This window comes from Deefgea sp. CFH1-16 (genome assembly GCF_016881365.1).
Taxonomy (GTDB): domain Bacteria; phylum Pseudomonadota; class Gammaproteobacteria; order Burkholderiales; family Chitinibacteraceae; genus Deefgea.
The window spans coordinates 3248388-3265223 of the sequence record NZ_WLYT01000001.1 but is presented as its reverse complement, the minus strand read 5'-3'; the positions used below and the strand labels follow the sequence as shown (position 1 = coordinate 3265223).

The window sequence follows — 16836 nt, the reverse complement described above, 5'->3', positions numbered from 1 at the left end:
AATAAGATCGATTTAATGAGACAGCGCGCTAGAGAGTAGCTGCGCTGTAATGTTAACAATGGGAATTACGCGATCATACGCCATACGAGTCGGGCCAATCACGCCTAAAGTGCCAACGATTTCGCCATCTACGCGATACGGCGCGGCGATGACTGAGCATTCATCCAGTGGCGCGATGCCCGATTCATGACCGATATAAATTTGAATGCCTGCGGCGCTTTGCCCTAGCTGCATGAGTTTAAGTAGGGTGCTTTTTTGTTCAAAAAGTTCAAAACAACTGGCGCATTTGCCGCATATTGCTGCCAAAATCATTCAGCCCCAGCAATTGATGTTCCCCCGCAATCACCATATGGTCGTGGCTTAAATCTTGCCCCATTTGCATGGCGGCATTCATCAGCTCCAGTAATTCACGTTTAACTTGACCTAAATCTTGTTGCAAAACCTGCATAAGATTGCCAATGGTTTTGCCGGCGCAGTGACGATTTAAAAAATGCGCCGCGTCATTGAGCTCATTGATGCCTAAAATGCGCTCGGTTTGCACGATGCGATTTTGTACCTCGCCATCTTGCGTCACCAAAATGAGCAATACGCGTTTATCCGAGAGCGGCAAAAATTCAATTTGTTTGAGTAGCACTTCGCTACGGCGTGGCGGGGTGACTACACCAGCAAAATGCGTAAGCTGGGATAATAGTTGCGAAGCGGCGGCAATGCTGTGTTGCGGATGATCGTTCGGCAATTCAGTACTGAGTAACTCAGGCAAGGCCGCATGAGCGGTACTGCCTTGCGTGGTCAGTAATCGATCGACAAACAGGCGGTAGCCTTGCGCGGTCGGAATTCGCCCCGCCGAGGTGTGTGGGCTGGCAATCAGGCCGAGGTTTTCGAGATCGGCCATGACATTGCGTATCGTGGCCGAACTGACATCAAGGCCAGAATATTGCGACAACGCTTTTGAGCCAACAGGATGGCCGTCGGCGATATAGCGTTCAACCAGCGTCTTTAAAAGGATGTGGGATCGATCATTGAGCATCATAGCGCTGGATTTTAACCTGTCTGGCGTGTTATTAATGCGTTCTGTGATTTAATTTGGTGTAAAACCACACGTCATGCATAGCTTATTTAAAACCATCGCCCTTGTTGGCCGCTTAAATACCCCCGCGCTTGGGGATCCGATTGCTCGTTTGGCCGCCATGCTAGAAGGCGGCGGCATTAAAGTATTGGTCGAGCAAGATATTGCCCAAGAGCATGGTATTACTGAATACCAAAAAGTAGCACGCGATCATATCGGCAAATTAGCTGATTTGGTTGTGGTATTAGGGGGGGACGGTACCATGCTGTCGGTGGCGCGGTTGTTGGCTCCCTATCGCATACCCTTGGTGGGGATTAATCAAGGCCGCCTCGGCTTTATGACCGATATTCCATTGCATGAAATGGAACTCACCGTTAGCAATATGATCGCTGGGCAGTTCGTTCCTGAAGAGCGCATTTTGCTAGAAACGACGATTTTGCGCGATGGCCAGCCGATTAGCACCTCTTTAGCGTTTAACGATGTGGTGTTTAGCCGCGGCTCGATTGGCTCGATGATTGAGTTTGAGATTTTTGTCGACAATCAATTTGTCTACAGCCAGCGCTCGGATGGTTTGGTGGTGTCCACGCCAACCGGCTCTACCGCCTATGCACTGGCCTCCGGTGGGCCGATTTTGCATCCTGCACTACCCGCGATCACCTTAGTGCCAATTTGCCCGCAATCTTTATCCAATCGCCCGATTGTGGTGTCAGATAACGCCCAAGTGGCGTTTTTATTGACGCGCGGACAAGGCGCTCGTGTGCATTTTGATAATCAATCGGATTTTGAATTGCATGAAATGGATCGCGTCATGATCCGCCGCTATACCAATTCATTGCGTATTTTGCATCCGCATGGTTATAGCTATTACGATATGCTGCGCGCCAAATTGCGCTGGGGCGAAAAGCTACTGTAAGGTTTTGGCTGCAGCTTTGCATCGTCTTGTTGAGTGTGTCTCGCAGATTAGCTGGTGCACCTAAAAATGGCGTGATGCGATAACTATTCAATTTCAGTCGTCATGAAACGGGTACGCTTTGGGCGGATTTTCGTGCGCTATCGATGAATTTTAATGACCAGCGCTCGCCATTTTTATAGAACGAATGTACACTTTGATCTTGTTCTGAGCTTTTAACTTAGGTGAGACCATGCTGGCAGCGCTGCATTTACGTGATTTTGTCATTGTTCGTGAACTGGATTTAGATTTTCAAGCGGGCTTAACCGTACTCACCGGTGAAACCGGCGCTGGTAAATCTATTTTGATTGACGCGCTGGGTTTATTGCTCGGAGATCGCTCGGATGCCGGCGTGGTTCGTCACGGCGCTGAGCGCGCTGAATTGTCGGCGGAGTTTATGTGCGAAGCCTTAAGCGGCGTGACCGACTGGCTGATTGAACAAGGACTCAGCGAAGATTGTGCGCCATTGATTATTCGCCGCGTTATTGATGCCAACGGCAAATCCAGATCATTTATTAATGGCAGCCCCGTTACACTGAGCCAGCTCAAAGGCGTCGGTGAATTCTTGGTCGACATCCACGGCCAACATGCCCACCAATCGTTATTACGCCACGATGCGCAGCGTGATTTGCTCGACGCTTACGCGGGCACTACCCAAGTTGCGCGTGATACCGCCAAAAAATATCAAGTTTGGCACACGCTGGCGCAGCAACTTAACGATGCCGAACAAAATGCCGAGCGCTTTGAAACCGAGCGCGAGCGCTTGCAATGGCAAATTGACGAAGTTGCGGCGCTGAATATGCAAGAGGGCGAATGGCCCGAATTACAACTCGATCACAAGCGTTTGCATCATGCCGCAGGCTTAATCGATGGGGTACAAGAAGGGCTGATGGCGCTCAGCGATGGTGATGACAATTGCCAAAGCTGGCTCGCCACGGCCGCGCATCGCTTAAGCCAATTGGCTGATTTTGATCCATCGATTAACGATACCTTAGAGCTCATTGCTGGCGCCGAAGCGCAATTGGCTGAATCGGTGAGTGCTTTACGCTTGTATGCCGACCGCTTAGAGCTCGATCCTGAGCGCTTAAGCGAAGTTGAAAATCGCCTTGATGCGATTTATAAAATGGGTCGTAAATATCGCATTGATCCGTCGCAGCTGCTATCGCAATTGCACGAATGGCAAGCGCGGTTGGCCGAATTGGGCGGCGAAGAGGGTTTGGATGCCTTGCGAAAACAAGTCTTAGCCGCAGAAAGCGCTTATCGCAAATTGGCCACAGCTTTAAGTAAATCCCGCACTAGCGCGGCGCAGAAATTATCGCAATTGGTCACAGAGCAAATGCAAGTCTTGGCTTTGTCGGGTAGCCGCTGTGAAGTGGTTTTGCAGCCTTTAACGCATCCAGCGGCTTATGGTTTAGAGCAGGTTGAATTACAAGTGGCCAATCATCCCGCTTCGCCACTGCGCCCAATGGCCAAAGTCGCCTCCGGTGGTGAGTTGTCACGGATTAGTTTGGCCTTGCAAGTGGTGACCAGCCAAGTGGCGAATGTGCCGACGCTGATTTTTGACGAGGTGGACGTTGGCATTGGTGGCCGGGTTGCCGAGATTGTCGGTCGACTATTGTCTGAATTAGGCCAGTCGCGGCAAGTGTTGTGTATTACGCACCTACCGCAAGTGGCCGCCTGCGGTGTGCAGCATTTGCAAGTGGCCAAGCAGCAAGGCAAAGAAGGCGTGATCAGCTCGATTGCCGTCTTAAGCCATGAGGCAAGAATCGAAGAAATCGCCCGCATGCTCGGGGGTTTAGACATTACCGAAACCACGCGCCAGCATGCGGCAGAAATGTTGGCTTAGCGGGTTGGACGTGCTGCGGTTTTGACGTGCTGCGGATTCAGCGTATTTGCTCAGGGTTGGCTTGAAGGCTCGGCGCAGTGTCTAGTCAAAACTAAGCTAGGTTAATGCCGTAACTGAAGGTTAAATAACAAAGGTATTGCTTTCTAAAGAGCATCAATAATAGATTGCAGTGGTATACCCCACGAAGGATTTTGCGTTGAGTTACACCGATTTGGATTTTATGCAGGCGGCTTTGCAACAAGCAGAGCTGGCTTTGGCTTTGGGCGAAGTGCCGGTCGGCGCGGTCGTAGTCCATCAAGGGCAAATCATCGGCCGTGGCCATAATCAACCCATTCATCGTCACGACCCGAGTGCACATGCCGAGATGCTGGCGATTCGCCAAGCGGCGCAGCACCTAGGTAACTACCGCTTACCCGAGTGCGAGCTATTTATTACGCTTGAGCCATGTTTAATGTGTAGTGGCGTTATTTTGCAATCGCGGATTGCTCGCGTGGTATACGCGCTGCCTGAGCCCAAAACCGGGGCGGCAGGCAGTGTGTGTAATCCGTATTTAGAACCACGATTAAATCACCATACCCAGATTGAACAAGGTGCTGGTGGCGAGCAGGCCAAACAATTACTGCAAGCTTTTTTTGCCCAAAAACGTCAAGCTTCAATCCCTGTGCCACCATTGCAGATCGCGGGTTTGGCTAATTTTCGTGACTTAGGTGGCATAAAAACGGCAGCAGGAAAAACCATCCGCTCGCGGATGTTGTTTCGATCTGACCAATTGGCCGGTTTGCAAGATCAGCAAGCCTTTGCCGCATTGGCGATTCGTACCATTTGGGATTTTCGTACTTCCGCTGAAATAGCGCGTGATCCAGATCCGCAGTGGCCTGCAGTGCAGTACCACACCGCGGATGTGTTAGCTCAATCGCAGTTGCAATCAGCACTGAGTTTAAACGCATTGCTGGCCGATCCTGCGCAATTAAATCTGCATTTAGGGCAAGGACGTGCGGCCTTGCTGATGGCCGATATATATCGCGAAATGGTTCGCAACACGCATGCCCAAGGGGTAATGCGCCAATGGCTGCATTCACTTTGTAGTCCCGCGCAATACCCCGTCTTGTGGCATTGCACTGCTGCGGGTAAAGATCGCACTGGGTGGGCGACGGTTTTATTGCTGACGATTTTAGGCGTACCGCACGAGCGGATTTTGCGTGACTATCTAGCAAGCAATGCGCTGGTATTACACAAATATCAAGCGCTGATCGCTCAAGGCGTTGCCAGTGGCGTTGAGGTCGAGCTGTTCAATGCGCTTTTGGGGGTTGATGCCCACTATTTAAAAGCCGCGCTACATGAAGTCAAAAAAATATCCGGCACCTTGCCGCGCTATATCGAGCATGTTTTAGGGCTAAGCCCACAGCAACAAGCACAGATCCGTTCATATCTGCTCGATTAATCCTATTCTTGCTTATCTTTACACTGTCCTTTGGGCGGCGAATGTTCTGTTTTGTCGCAAGCTTTGATTGCATGAGAATCATACTAAGTCAGTCTATTTCTTATGCTTTAGGAGCAAATGATGAAACATTTATGGCTTTACTCTGTTTTGCTGCTGAGTTTTCCAACTTTCGCCGATGGCTTAGATGACAGCGCACAACAAACCAATCAACTGAGCCAGCAACAAGACTCAAAACAAGTCGCAGATGCGATGGCCAATACCTATGCCTCGCTGGCAGGATCAAAAAGAAATGCCGCCCAACTGGCGGAGGCACTCAGAGAGGGGCGCTCGACTACCTTGATTGCCGCCAACGGTAGCCGCACAACCATTACCGGCACTGGGCAAAGTATGGGCTGGGGCAATGTGAACGTAACGCTGGCCTTGGCGAGTGCGATGATGCAAAAAAATACTAGCCTGACATTGTCGCAGGCATTGAGCTCGGTTTCATCAATGCGTGCTTCGGGTCTGGGCTGGGGAGCGATTTCCAATCGATTAGGCCTAAATTTAGGCTCAGTGGTGTCTAAAAGTCACGAACCACAGCATGCACTGCATCAGCTTAATGAGCACCAGTCGCGTGAAGGGGTCGAAATGGAACATGGCCGAGCTTTACCAGAACCAGAAAGTCATCGCTCAAGCAATAAGCCATCAAACCGTTCTGGCGAACTAGGGGATGATTCAGCAGGAAGAAGCAGTGCAGATAAAGGTCGTGGTAGAGACGATCAATCTACAGGCCATCAATCAAGTCATTCCAATTCTTCATCCAAAGGTTCCACTGGCTCAGGTGAAAGCAGTAGCGGCGGAGGCAGTAGTGGCGGTAGCAGTGGCGGCAGTAGTGGCGGTAGTAGTGGCGGAAGTAGTGGAGGTAGTAGTGGAGGTAACGGCGGAGGTAACGGCGGAGGGAAAAGCGGTGGTGGCGGTAAAGGAGGCGAAGGCGGCGGTCATAAATAATCAGAGCATGGTTTTCGCCATTAAAAATTGAAACTATCCTATTGTTTCATCGTACTGCGGAATCTCAGCTTTGTTGCTAGCGAGCAAGCCTTGGTGCCGAATAATAAGCATTGGGTATACAGCTCTAAGCGTTATCAAATATTACTTAGAGCTGTATACAGCATGATTTAATTATAAATTGGATTAAACAAATCACTTAAGCCTTGTCCCGGAGAGGCTTGCCGCATAAAGGCCTCACCCACCAAATACGTATGCACTTGATGATCATGCATTAATTGCACATCGCTAGCCGCATGAATGCCACTTTCACACACCGCGATACGGTTGCCGCCAGCGTCGTTAATCCGTGGCAATAAGTCGATCGTTGTTTGTAAGCTCACTTCAAATGTACGCAAATTACGATTATTAACCCCCACCAGCGGTGTTGTTAATTGCAGCGCAGCATCCAACTCTTGAGCATTGTGCACCTCAACCAAGACCGCCATACCAAGGCTATGCGCTAGCGCTTCAAAATCGCGCATTTGCGCTAAATCGAGCTCGGCGGCAATCAATAAAATGCAATCAGCCCCCCAAGCGCGCGCTTCATAAAACTGATACTCGTCGACCATAAAGTCTTTACGCAGCGCCGGTAAAGCGCAGGCCGCACGCGCGGCTTTAAGGTAATCAGCATGACCTTGAAAATATTGCACATCGGTTAATACCGACAAACACGCCGCGCCATTGGCCGCATAATCGGCGGCGATTTCCGCCGGCACAAACGGATCGCGCATCACCCCTTTGCTCGGGCTGGCCTTTTTGATCTCGGCAATCACCCCGGCTTTGCCTGCTGCGTGTTTAGCACGAATCGCCGCAACAAAATCGCGATGGTCTTGATTGGCCTCAGCCTGCGCCCGAATTTCGGCGAGTGGCAGGTGTTTTTTAGCCGCAGCGACTTCTTCAAACTTCGTCGCCCAGATTTTTTTTAGGATGTCGGACATGGCTTCACTCGTAGGGCGGGTTAGCGCGTAACCCGCCAATATTTTAAATTTTTAGGATGGTGGCTTACGCAGCAGCGCGGCCACCCTACGTCAATCTATCGGCTTAGGCCAGTGCTTGTGTAAAACGAATTAACGCTGCCAATTTTTCTTTCGCTGCGCCGCTAGCAATCACTTCATGCGCTGCATTAATGCCGTCTTCGAGGGTGATGGCTAAGTTGGCGGCGTAGATGGCAGCACCAGCGTTCAGTAAAACGATGTCGCGGCAAGGGCCGGTTTCGCCGTTGAGCACCGACTCGATCTTGGCTTTGGACTCAGCGGCATTGCTGGCGTGTAGTGCTTTAATGTCGGCGAGCTCAAAGCCCAGCTGGCGTGGGTCAAATTCGTATTCGGTGATTTGTCCGTCTTTAAGCTCGGCAATCATCGTTGGGGCGCTGATGGATATTTCGTCCATGCCGTCTTTACCATGGACGATGAGTATGTGCTTGGCGCCTAGCTTTTGTAACACGCGCACTTGAATACCCACAAGATCAGGGTGAAATACGCCCATCACTTGATTGTCAGCACCAGCAGGATTAGTCAGTGGGCCAAGGATATTAAAAATCGTGCGCACGCCAAGCTCTTTGCGTACTGGCGCGACGTATTTCATGGCGCTGTGATGGTTGGGGGCAAACATAAAGCCCAAACCGACTTCGTCAATACATTGTCCGACTTGTTCGGCAGTGAGATTCAGATTCACGCCAAAGCTTTCGAGCACATCGGCCGAGCCTGAGCTTGATGACACTGATCGGCCGCCATGTTTGGCGACTTTGGCACCTGCTGCTGCCGCAACAAAAGCGGCGCAGGTGGAAATATTAAACGTATGTGCGCCATCGCCACCGGTGCCGCAGGTGTCAACCAGGTGCCGTTGATCTTGTACTGCCACTTTGGTCGAAAATTCGCGCATCACGGTGGCCGCAGCGGCGATTTCGGAAACCGTTTCAACCTTGGTACGTAGGCCAATCAAGAGTGCAGCGATTTGCGCTGGCGTCATTTCACCCGACATGATTTGCCGCATTAAATGCAGCATTTCATCGTAAAACAGTTCGTTGTTGTCGATCAGGCGATTTAAGGCGGCTTGGATGGTAATCATGGTGACTCACTTTTGAACCACAGAGGCACAAAGGCACAGAGTAAATCAGTTGCTCTGTGTCTCTGTGTCTCGGTGGTGAGTTTGGTATTAGGCAAATTCGCGCAGGAAGTTTTCAAGCATTTGATGGCCATGCTCGGTCAAGATCGATTCGGGGTGAAATTGCACGCCTTCGATGGCTAGCGTTTTATGGCGAACCCCCATGATTTCACCATCAGCAGTCCACGCGGTCACTTCAAGGCAATCGGGGAGCGAGTCGCGCTCAATGGCCAATGAATGATAACGGGTCACAGTAACAGGAGAGGGTATATCTTTGAACATCCCGATATCGTTATGGATAACGGGAGATACCTTGCCATGCATCAGGGTTTTGGCATGCAAAACTACACCGCCAAAAGCTTCACCAATCGCTTGGTGTCCCAAGCACACGCCCATAATCGGCAGCTTGCCAGCAAAATGCTTAATTGCCGCCACTGAAATACCCGCCTCGCTGGGCGAGCAAGGGCCGGGTGAAATCACTAAATATTTTGGCGCTAAAGCTTCGATTTGCTCGATGCTGATTTCATCGTTGCGATGCACTTGAACGTCTTGGCCGAGTTCACCAAAATATTGCACCAAGTTGTAAGTAAAGCTGTCGTAATTGTCGATCATAAGTAGCATAGTCAAAACCCTTTAACCACAGAGGCACAGAGGCACAAAGAAAACTACATCAAAGCTTAAGGCGTTTTATGCCATCTTTCAGCGTAGGCGCATGAAAATTAAGCAATAGACCGAGCGAAAAATCGCCAAGGCGAAGGTAGCTTAATAGTTGTGCTTCATGGATCGGTAGTATTTTTTCCACAGTTTTAAGTTCGAGTACCAGCTGATTTTCTACCAAAAAGTCGATTCGGTAGGCTGCATCCAGTTGAATGCCTTTATAAATCAGCGGTAAATTTAATTGTTGCTGAACCAGTAGGTCTGCCTGACTTAATTCATAAGCTAGACAAGTTTGGTATGCAGACTCAAGTAGCCCTGGGCCTAAGTGCCTATGGACTTCAATTGCTGCGCCAATTACACGTTGGCTCAGTGCGTTTCTCTGTGCCTCCGTGTCTTTGTGGTTCATGTTTTTTGCCTTTAGGCGTCCAATCCTTGTTCAGCGAGCTCAGCCGCGCGTAAAACAGCACGAGCTTTATTGAGCGTTTCTTGCCATTCGCTTTGCGGAACGGAGTCAGCCACAATGCCGGCGCCGGCTTGCATATAGAGTGTTTGGTTTTTAACCACTGCGGTGCGCAGCGCAATGGCGACGTCCATATCGCCGTTAAAGCCCAAATAACCGACCGCGCCAGAATATATGCCGCGTTTAGTCGGCTCCAACTCGTCAATGATTTCCATGGCCCGCACTTTGGGCGCGCCAGAGACTGTGCCAGCCGGGAAGGTGGCTTTGAGCACGTCAATCGCGCTGAGTTTAGGTTTGAGCTTGGCTTCTACGCTGGACACAATGTGCATCACGTGGGAATAACGCTCAACAATCATTTTGTCGACGAGTTTGACTGAGCCAGTTTGTGCCACGCGACCGGCATCATTGCGGCCCAAATCAATCAGCATCACGTGTTCGGCGATTTCTTTCTCGTCAGCGAGTAATTCTTGCTCGAGCGCGAGATCCTCTGTGCGATCTTTACCGCGAGTTCGGGTGCCCGCAATTGGGCGCACGGTGACGGTGTCGTCTTCGAGTCGCACCAAAATTTCGGGTGACGCACCGACAATTTGCATATCGCCAAAATCGTAATAAAACATATACGGCGAAGGGTTAATGCTGCGTAAAGAGCGATATAAAGACATCGCCGAGGCCTGCATCGGCGCACTCATGCGTTGCGCCAGCACCACCTGCATCACGTCGCCATCTTTGATGTAATCTTTGGCTTTGAGTACGGCCGCCTTAAATGGCGCTTCGCCAAATTCAGAGACCGGCGCACCCACATTGCCGGTCGGTAACGAGAGCGCCATGTTGGCTGGCTCACGTAATTTCATTCGTAATGCATGAATGCGCGTGCTGGCGGTGTCAAATGCATCGATTTCATGCGGGTCGGCGTACACCACTAAATACAACTTACCGCTTAGATTATCGACAACGACGATTTCTTCAGAGAGTAATAGCTGGATATCGGGCGCGCCAATTGGATCGGCTTTATGGCATTGCGCGAGTTTACGTTCGATATACCGAATGGTTTCGTAACCAAAATAGCCGACCAAACCGCCCATAAAACGCGGCAAACCTTTGCTTGGCGGCGCTTTAAAACGGGCTTGATAGCTTTCAATAAAATCCAGTGGATTGCCTTCATGGCTTTCAATGACCTGATCGTCATGAATCAGCTCCGTGCGCGTGCCGCAAACTTTGATTCGGGTGCGCGCGGGTAAGCCAATAAATGAATAGCGGCCAAATCGCTCGCCACCGACGACCGATTCTAATAAATACGAGTAAGGGCGATTGGCGAGTTTGAGATACACCGATAGCGGGGTATCTAAATCAGCAAATAATGCTTGGATCAGCGGAATGCGGTTAAAGCCTTGGCTGGCCAAGGCATCAAATTCGATGCGGGAAATCATGGGTATTACTCCAAATAGAATAGAAGAAGGGCGTCTGCGCGCGAGATCAGCGACGCCATCGCCATTCAAAAATTTCGTATTGCTGCTGTGCGGAGTAAAAAGCCATGTGGATTGATATCTATTTAAATCGAGAAGTAAGCCCCAATTGTGCGTGAACTGAACAATACCGTCAAATTCACGCACCATCGGTGTGACATTGCTTGCGAAGAAATAGATATGTTCGCAAGCAATAGGCGTTAAATCGGCCATTGCTGCCCAATCACGCGGTCAGCTGGAACCATAGTCAGCGATTTGATTTGGCATCACCTTCGATATTCAAACTTGAATTCGCTGACGTTAATGACGTGCTTTAGCCTGCTCACGCGTTGTGTTTTAAGCGAGATCGAGAAACTCACATAAATCAGCAAAGCTATGAATCACCGCATCGGCATTGAGTGACTCAACGTCGCTGCCATAACCATAACTGACTGCCAGTACCGGGCAACCCGCCGCCCGCGCTGACAATACATCGTTGATTGAGTCGCCGACCATCAGCAACTGACTGGTGGGGACGTTTAATCGGCTGGCGGCATACAGAAGCGGATCAGCAGAGGGTTTTTTATTGCTGACCGTATCGCCCGCGACCACCACCTCAAAATGCGTGTCGATACCCAACTCGCGTAGCAAAGGCAGGGTGAAACGTTCTGGCTTATTGGTAACCAGTGCTAATGGGATTTGCCGCTCGCGCAGTAGATGTAATGTGGCGAGTACTTTAGGGTAAAAGCGCGTTGCGATATGCAGGCCTGCAAGGTAGTGGGCATTAAAGCTCAGCATACCCTCTCGCTGTATATCGCTGCCGGTATATTCTGCATGATGGCTATCGGCCAATACCCTTGCGACTAAACTTGCGGCGCCATCGCCAACAAAGCTAGCAACGCGGTCACTTTCAAGTGGGGAGAGCCCCGCGTCGGCGCGCGCTAAATTGGCGGCACGGGCTAAATCATGGATTGAATCGACTAAAGTGCCGTCAAGGTCAAATGCACAAGCAATAATACTCATTGAAGCCTCATTCATGTCTGCAAAAATCTACGTCAAAAACGCAAATGATCGTTTCGATTTACAAAATAGTCAGTAAGCGTGCAAAAGGGCGGCCGATCGCTGCTTTGCCTTGATGAATTAAAATCGGCCGCTCGATCAATTGTGGGTGCGCAGCGAGGTGCTCAATAATCTGCGCTGCGCTTAATGCTCGCCCTTGGCATAACTCAGCCCAAAGCGGTTCTTTTTGCCGCACCAAATCCAGCGCTGCGATGTCGATCATTGCCAGTAAAGCCGTGATTTCATCGGCGCTCAGCGGGTCTTCAAGATAAAGGCGAACCTCTGGCGAATGTCCTAAGGCGTTCAGTTCACTCAGTGCCTCGCGGCTTTTACTACAGCGTGGATTGTGCAGCAGCTGCATTACGCCACCTTGGCCAGTTCGGCGCGCATTTGGTCAATGACGGTTTTGTAATCGGGCTGCCCGTAAATGGCTGAACCCGCAACAAAGGTGTCGACGCCCGCAGCCGCACACGCGGCAATATTGTCGACTTTGACCCCACCATCGATTTCCAACCAGATTTCACGGCCAGTTTTGACGGTATAAGCATCGATTAAAGCGCGGGCTTGCCGTGCTTTGACTAAAGTTTCGGCAATAAAGGATTGGCCGCCATAACCAGGATTGACTGACATCAGCAAAATCATGTCAATTTTGTCCATCACGTAGTCAAGGTAATGCAGTGGTGTGGCCGGATTAAATACCAAGCCAGCTTTACAGCCCGATTCTTTAATTAAACCTAAAGAGCGATCAATATGCTCAGAGGCTTCGGGGTGGAAAGTAATGATGTTGGCGCCCGCTTTGGCAAAGTCGGGGATAATGCGATCAACCGGTTTTACCATTAAATGCACATCAATCGGCGCGTCGGTCCATGGCCGGATGGCATCGCAAACCAAAGGACCTATGGTGAGATTAGGCACATAATGGTTATCCATGACATCAAAGTGAATGATGTCGGCGCCAGCAGCGATAACGTTTTTTACTTCTTCACCCAAACGGGCAAAGTCAGCCGATAAAATACTTGGGGCGATGCGATAAGTCATGAATCCGGCTCCTAAGAAGGCAAGAATAGGCACTAATAGTGCTCTAGTGTGCCAGTTTAACGCGAAAACAAGATGACTTTGCTCAATATGCGTTCGCCACGCTGGTAAACTGCCACATCGCCCTGATCTACCACAGGACATACGGAGAATTTTAAATTGGAAGCCACTTATAAAATTAGCGTGACGGCTCGGCCGTTTTATCTCGCTGAGCAGTCCAATGAAAGTGCAGAGCAATACACTTTTGCCTATCAAATTACCATTACCAATGAAGGCAATGTGCCCGCCAAATTGATGGCGCGGCATTGGGTGATTGAAGATGGCCAAGGTCAAAAGCAAGAAGTACGCGGTTTGGGGGTGGTCGGTGAACATCCTGAAATAGCACCCGGTGAGAGCTTTGAATACACCAGTGGTGTAACGCTCAATGCCCCGGTTGGCACCATGCGCGGCAGTTACCAAATGATGGCCGCCGATGGTACTGAATTTGAAGCCACCATTGCACCATTTATTCTTTCTATGCCTCGGACATTGCATTAATGAGATCAACAGTAGAAAAAAATTCAAACAAACCGCGTAAAGATTGGCAGACTTTGTCGACCTTACTGCCGTATTTAATGCAGTATAAGTTTCGTGTTTTTGCTGCCCTCAGTCTACTCATCGCCGCAAAACTCGCCAATGTGTCGGTGCCTTTGGTGCTCAAAGACATTGTCGATCATCTGGACGTGCAAAATCAGGCCTTGGTGCTGCCACTGACGTTGATTTTGGCGTATGGCGCGCTGCGATTGAGTTCGGCGGTGTTTGGTGAAATGCGCGATGCGGTCTTTGCCAAAGTTACCCAAGGTGCAATTCGTCGAGTGGCTTTGCAGGTTTTTGAGCATTTGCATCGCTTGTCGCTGCGCTTTCATTTGGAGCGCCAAACTGGTGGCATGAGTCGCGATATCGATCGCGGCACCAAGGGGATTGCGTTTTTGTTGAACTTTATGCTGTTCAATATTTTACCAACCTTGGTTGAGATTGCTTTAGTCGCGGTGATTTTGCTTAAAAAATACGACTGGTGGTTTGCCGCAGTCACGTTTGCAACGGTGGCGGTTTACATCGCATTTACGCTGGGCGTCACCGAATGGCGGATGCGCTATCGTCGCGAAATGAATACCTTAGATTCCAATGCCAATACACGGGCCATTGATAGTTTGATTAATTATGAAACTGTAAAGTATTTCGGCAATGAGCGCTGGGAAGCTGAGCGCTACGATGCCAGCATGCAGCAATGGGAAGGTGCGGCGGTACGCAATCAAGTGTCTTTGTCGTTTTTAAACGTTGGGCAGGCCATCATTATTGCCGTTGGGGTGACGCTTTTGGTGGGTATGGCGGCCGATGGCGTGGTGAAGGGCACGATGACGCTGGGCGATTTGGTGTTAGTGAATGCGTTTTTATTGCAATTGTATGCACCATTGAATTTTTTGGGTTTTGTTTACCGAGAGATTAAAAATTCTTTAGCCGATATGGAAAAAATGTTTGGCTTGATGAGTAAAGGCGCTGAAATCAAAGACAAGCCCAATGCGCAAGCCTTACAAACCCCGAGTGCGGCCATCACCTTTTCACATGTTGATTTTGGCTATGAGCAAAATCGACAAATCCTGCAAGACATTAGTTTTAGCATTCCTGCGGGCAAGACAGTCGCAGTGGTTGGTGCTAGTGGCGCGGGTAAATCGACCTTGTCACGCTTGTTGTATCGCTTTTACGATGTGAACTCCGGCTCAATTCAGATTAATGGCGTTGATTTGCGTGATTTAACGCAATCGAGTTTACGCTCGCATATCGGTATCGTGCCGCAAGATACGGTTTTGTTTAACGATACAATTTACTACAACATTGCTTACGGCAAACCAACTGCAAGTCGTGATGAAGTGATTGAGGCGGCAAAATCAGCGCATATCTACGATTTTATTATGGGTCTGCCCGATGGTTTTGAAACCACTGTTGGTGAGCGCGGTTTGAAGTTGTCCGGCGGCGAAAAGCAAAGGGTGGCGATTGCACGCACCGTGTTAAAAAATCCGCCAATTTTAATTTTTGATGAGGCCACCAGTGCGCTTGACTCTCATACGGAGAAAGCCATTCAAGCTGAATTAAAAGCGATTTCTCTGAACCGAACGACTTTGGTTGTCGCGCATCGCTTGTCGACGATATCGGATGCCGATGAAATCTTGGTGATGCGCGATGGCTGCATTGTTGAGCGTGGCAACCATCGTCAATTGCTGGCTTTGGATGGCATTTACGCACAAATGTGGGCCCTGCAATTGAGTTCCGAATAAGCGAAACCTTCGTTTTTTAAAAAATATATATACAGTAAAGTCCTAGCTTTTTTAAGTTTGTTGTTAAAAATCAAACGCCAATCAGAATGTAAGGTTTTTATGTAAATTTGTCACAGTTTTATTTATGCAGATCACGTGTAATAGCGCCCACATCGACTACATACTGTACGTCAGTGTGTGGCGCTATTATTTTGGGAGTTGCATATGTCGTTAGATCGTAAAGATTGGGAATGGGTATTGACGTGCTTCGGAACGGCGGTGGGTGCTGGGATCTTATACCTCCCTATCCGGGCTGGTTTGGGTGGGATTTGGCCGATGTTGATTTTGACGGCAATTATTTTCCCGATCACCTTTGTTGCCCACCGGGGAATTACGCGAGTTGTTGCTTCGTGCCCCAAGCCGACAGATATTATTGGTGCGGTTGAATATGACCTTGGTCGTAATGTCGGGTTTGCAGTTTCTATTCTTTACTTCTTGTCGATTGTGACCATTTGCGTGGGCTATGCCACGGGTGTGACCAATATCGTTGAATCTTTTTTGCAGAATCAATTGGGCATTGTTGGCACCTCACGCACCGTGTTGACCTTTTTGCTCTTGGCCGGTTTGACGGGTGTCATTTTGGCCGGTGAAAAATTCATGGTTCGCATTACGTCGATGATGACGTTTCCATTGATCATTATGCTGGCGGGTTTGTCGATTTATATGATTCCACAGTGGAATACAGCGATTTTAAGCGCGCCATTTGAGATGGGTGACGTGTTTAAAAATATGTTGTTATTGTTCCCTGTGCTCGTTTTTTGCGATGAATTTTTCGCCTGTTTGTTCAACACTAGCGGCTTCGTATCGTTCGCAATTTGGTGCTGAAGAAGCCGTGAAGCGCACCGATGGCATTATCAAATGGACGTCGTTGATTTTGTTGGTCTTTGTGATGTTCTTTGTGTTTTCGATGGTGTTGGCGACGTCGCCTGAAGTCCTGGCGGCATCCCAAGCGAAGAATGTCGATATTTTGACAACGGTGTCTTTAATCGTTTCGCAGCCTTTCTTGCAATATTTGATTCCATTGATTGCATTTTTAGCGATTGCTAGCTCGTATTTTGGTCATTTTGTCGGCACCCGTGAAGGCTTGGTGGGGATTACGACTCGAGTGATGACTTGGAATAATCCCGCGGCCGAAGCGAATTTGGATCGTAAAAAAATCAATATGATCGTAACCATTGTCATGATGATTGGTCTTTGGTTCTTGGCGGTTTATAACCCACCCATTCTCAAAATTATCGGTGCTTTGTCGGCGCCAATTATTGCGATTTATGCGTACTTAATGCCAGTCATGTTGATGAAACGAATTCCGCGTTTGTTTATCTATCAATCAAAGACCGCTGGATTTATCTTTGTGATGGGTTTTGGTCGGTATTGTTGGCGACTTTGCCGGTAGTTATTTGT

General features: G+C 49.4%; 18 protein-coding genes. 8 read left to right on the top strand and 10 right to left on the bottom strand.

All coding sequences use genetic code 11. The annotated features are described in order from the left end of the window. Positions 1-12: 12 nt before the first annotated feature. Both GKO28_RS22035 and hrcA read right to left on the bottom strand, forming a co-directional pair. Entirely contained in the window at positions 13-234 is a 222-nt protein-coding gene (locus GKO28_RS22035; protein WP_282099368.1) for a hypothetical protein, read from the bottom strand. Between the two features lie 34 nt (positions 235-268). Beyond that, positions 269-1030: a heat-inducible transcriptional repressor HrcA gene (hrcA, locus tag GKO28_RS17770; RefSeq protein WP_282099367.1), complete on the bottom strand. Its 762-nt coding sequence runs from the start codon at positions 1028-1030 to the stop codon at positions 269-271. Positions 1031-1103: 73 nt separating this feature from the next. Here hrcA and GKO28_RS17765 point away from each other — a divergent pair, with 73 nt between their 5' ends. From GKO28_RS17765 to GKO28_RS17750, 4 genes are all read left to right on the top strand, one after another. Beyond that, on the top strand, positions 1104-1979 hold the full coding sequence (locus tag GKO28_RS17765) for an NAD kinase (RefSeq protein WP_182077274.1): 876 nt from the start codon (positions 1104-1106) through the stop codon (positions 1977-1979). A 229-nt stretch (positions 1980-2208) separates the two neighbouring features. Further along, positions 2209-3861 (top strand): DNA repair protein RecN, encoded by a 1653-nt coding sequence (recN, locus tag GKO28_RS17760; RefSeq protein WP_182077273.1) that lies wholly within the window; start codon positions 2209-2211, stop codon positions 3859-3861. A 196-nt stretch (positions 3862-4057) separates the two neighbouring features. Continuing rightward, the gene (gene tadA, locus GKO28_RS17755) at positions 4058-5302 is read left to right on the top strand and encodes a tRNA adenosine(34) deaminase TadA (RefSeq protein ID WP_182077272.1); all 1245 of its coding nucleotides are present in this window, start codon (positions 4058-4060) and stop codon (positions 5300-5302) included. A 117-nt stretch (positions 5303-5419) separates the two neighbouring features. Continuing rightward, positions 5420-6289, top strand: coding sequence for a hypothetical protein (locus tag GKO28_RS17750; protein ID WP_203564258.1), 870 nt, complete (start codon positions 5420-5422; stop codon positions 6287-6289). Positions 6290-6456: 167 nt separating this feature from the next. Here the strand turns inward: GKO28_RS17750 and trpC are convergent, their stop codons facing one another. From trpC to rpe, 8 genes are all read right to left on the bottom strand, one after another. After that, entirely contained in the window at positions 6457-7266 is an 810-nt protein-coding gene (gene trpC, locus GKO28_RS17745) for an indole-3-glycerol phosphate synthase TrpC (RefSeq protein WP_182077270.1), read from the bottom strand. Between the two features lie 103 nt (positions 7267-7369). Beyond that, complete coding sequence (trpD, locus tag GKO28_RS17740) at positions 7370-8395, bottom strand: anthranilate phosphoribosyltransferase (protein WP_182077269.1); 1026 nt, start codon at positions 8393-8395, stop codon at positions 7370-7372. 87 nt (positions 8396-8482) lie between these two features. Next, positions 8483-9052: an aminodeoxychorismate/anthranilate synthase component II gene (locus tag GKO28_RS17735; protein WP_182077268.1), complete on the bottom strand. Its 570-nt coding sequence runs from the start codon at positions 9050-9052 to the stop codon at positions 8483-8485. 49 nt (positions 9053-9101) lie between these two features. After that, positions 9102-9494 carry a GxxExxY protein gene (locus GKO28_RS17730; RefSeq protein ID WP_182077267.1) on the bottom strand — a complete coding sequence of 131 codons (393 nt, stop codon included), beginning with the start codon at positions 9492-9494 and terminating at the stop codon, positions 9102-9104. Positions 9495-9505: 11 nt separating this feature from the next. Further along, entirely contained in the window at positions 9506-10975 is a 1470-nt protein-coding gene (gene trpE, locus GKO28_RS17725; protein ID WP_182077266.1) for an anthranilate synthase component I, read from the bottom strand. A gap of 372 nt (positions 10976-11347) precedes the next feature. Then, entirely contained in the window at positions 11348-12013 is a 666-nt protein-coding gene (locus tag GKO28_RS17720) for a phosphoglycolate phosphatase (protein ID WP_247646628.1), read from the bottom strand. Between the two features lie 58 nt (positions 12014-12071). Next, a complete protein-coding gene (locus GKO28_RS17715) occupies positions 12072-12410 on the bottom strand; it encodes an ArsC/Spx/MgsR family protein (RefSeq protein WP_182077264.1) in 339 nt (112 codons plus the stop codon). Continuing rightward, positions 12410-13087, bottom strand: coding sequence for a ribulose-phosphate 3-epimerase (gene rpe / locus GKO28_RS17710; protein ID WP_182077263.1), 678 nt, complete (start codon positions 13085-13087; stop codon positions 12410-12412). The genes GKO28_RS17715 and rpe overlap by 1 nt, the downstream gene beginning before the upstream one ends. Positions 13088-13243: 156 nt before the next feature. Between rpe and apaG the strand changes: the two genes are divergently transcribed. The 4 genes from apaG to GKO28_RS17690 all read left to right on the top strand — a co-directional run bounded on the left by apaG (position 13244) and on the right by GKO28_RS17690 (position 16828). Further along, positions 13244-13621 (top strand): Co2+/Mg2+ efflux protein ApaG, encoded by a 378-nt coding sequence (gene apaG, locus GKO28_RS17705; RefSeq protein ID WP_182077262.1) that lies wholly within the window; start codon positions 13244-13246, stop codon positions 13619-13621. Continuing rightward, positions 13621-15396, top strand: coding sequence for an ABC transporter ATP-binding protein/permease (locus GKO28_RS17700; protein ID WP_182077261.1), 1776 nt, complete (start codon positions 13621-13623; stop codon positions 15394-15396). Before apaG ends, GKO28_RS17700 begins: the two co-directional genes overlap by 1 nt. 204 nt (positions 15397-15600) lie before the next feature. Further along, positions 15601-16260: an aromatic amino acid transport family protein gene (locus GKO28_RS17695; protein ID WP_182077260.1), complete on the top strand. Its 660-nt coding sequence runs from the start codon at positions 15601-15603 to the stop codon at positions 16258-16260. Continuing rightward, positions 16199-16828: a hypothetical protein gene (locus tag GKO28_RS17690; protein ID WP_182077259.1), complete on the top strand. Its 630-nt coding sequence runs from the start codon at positions 16199-16201 to the stop codon at positions 16826-16828. The genes GKO28_RS17695 and GKO28_RS17690 overlap by 62 nt, the downstream gene beginning before the upstream one ends. Positions 16829-16836 lie beyond the last annotated feature (8 nt).

What these genes read in the sequence shown, in the direction of transcription:
- GKO28_RS22035 (WP_282099368.1), bottom strand. Translation starts at nt 234, where the DNA reads ATGCAGCTAGGGCAAAGCGCCGCAGGCATTCAAATTTATATCGGTCAT.
- hrcA (WP_282099367.1), bottom strand. Translation starts at nt 1,030, where the DNA reads ATGATGCTCAATGATCGATCCCACATCCTTTTAAAGACGCTGGTTGAA.
- GKO28_RS17765 (WP_182077274.1), top strand. Translation starts at nt 1,104, where the DNA reads ATGCATAGCTTATTTAAAACCATCGCCCTTGTTGGCCGCTTAAATACC.
- recN (WP_182077273.1), top strand. Translation starts at nt 2,209, where the DNA reads ATGCTGGCAGCGCTGCATTTACGTGATTTTGTCATTGTTCGTGAACTG.
- GKO28_RS17750 (WP_203564258.1), top strand. Translation starts at nt 5,420, where the DNA reads ATGATGAAACATTTATGGCTTTACTCTGTTTTGCTGCTGAGTTTTCCA.
- trpC (WP_182077270.1), bottom strand. Translation starts at nt 7,266, where the DNA reads ATGTCCGACATCCTAAAAAAAATCTGGGCGACGAAGTTTGAAGAAGTC.
- trpD (WP_182077269.1), bottom strand. Translation starts at nt 8,395, where the DNA reads ATGATTACCATCCAAGCCGCCTTAAATCGCCTGATCGACAACAACGAA.
- GKO28_RS17735 (WP_182077268.1), bottom strand. Translation starts at nt 9,052, where the DNA reads ATGCTACTTATGATCGACAATTACGACAGCTTTACTTACAACTTGGTG.
- GKO28_RS17730 (WP_182077267.1), bottom strand. Translation starts at nt 9,494, where the DNA reads ATGAACCACAAAGACACGGAGGCACAGAGAAACGCACTGAGCCAACGT.
- trpE (WP_182077266.1), bottom strand. Translation starts at nt 10,975, where the DNA reads ATGATTTCCCGCATCGAATTTGATGCCTTGGCCAGCCAAGGCTTTAAC.
- GKO28_RS17720 (WP_247646628.1), bottom strand. Translation starts at nt 12,013, where the DNA reads ATGAGTATTATTGCTTGTGCATTTGACCTTGACGGCACTTTAGTCGAT.
- GKO28_RS17715 (WP_182077264.1), bottom strand. Translation starts at nt 12,410, where the DNA reads ATGCAGCTGCTGCACAATCCACGCTGTAGTAAAAGCCGCGAGGCACTG.
- rpe (WP_182077263.1), bottom strand. Translation starts at nt 13,087, where the DNA reads ATGACTTATCGCATCGCCCCAAGTATTTTATCGGCTGACTTTGCCCGT.
- GKO28_RS17700 (WP_182077261.1), top strand. Translation starts at nt 13,621, where the DNA reads ATGAGATCAACAGTAGAAAAAAATTCAAACAAACCGCGTAAAGATTGG.
- GKO28_RS17695 (WP_182077260.1), top strand. Translation starts at nt 15,601, where the DNA reads ATGTCGTTAGATCGTAAAGATTGGGAATGGGTATTGACGTGCTTCGGA.
- GKO28_RS17690 (WP_182077259.1), top strand. Translation starts at nt 16,199, where the DNA reads ATGAATTTTTCGCCTGTTTGTTCAACACTAGCGGCTTCGTATCGTTCG.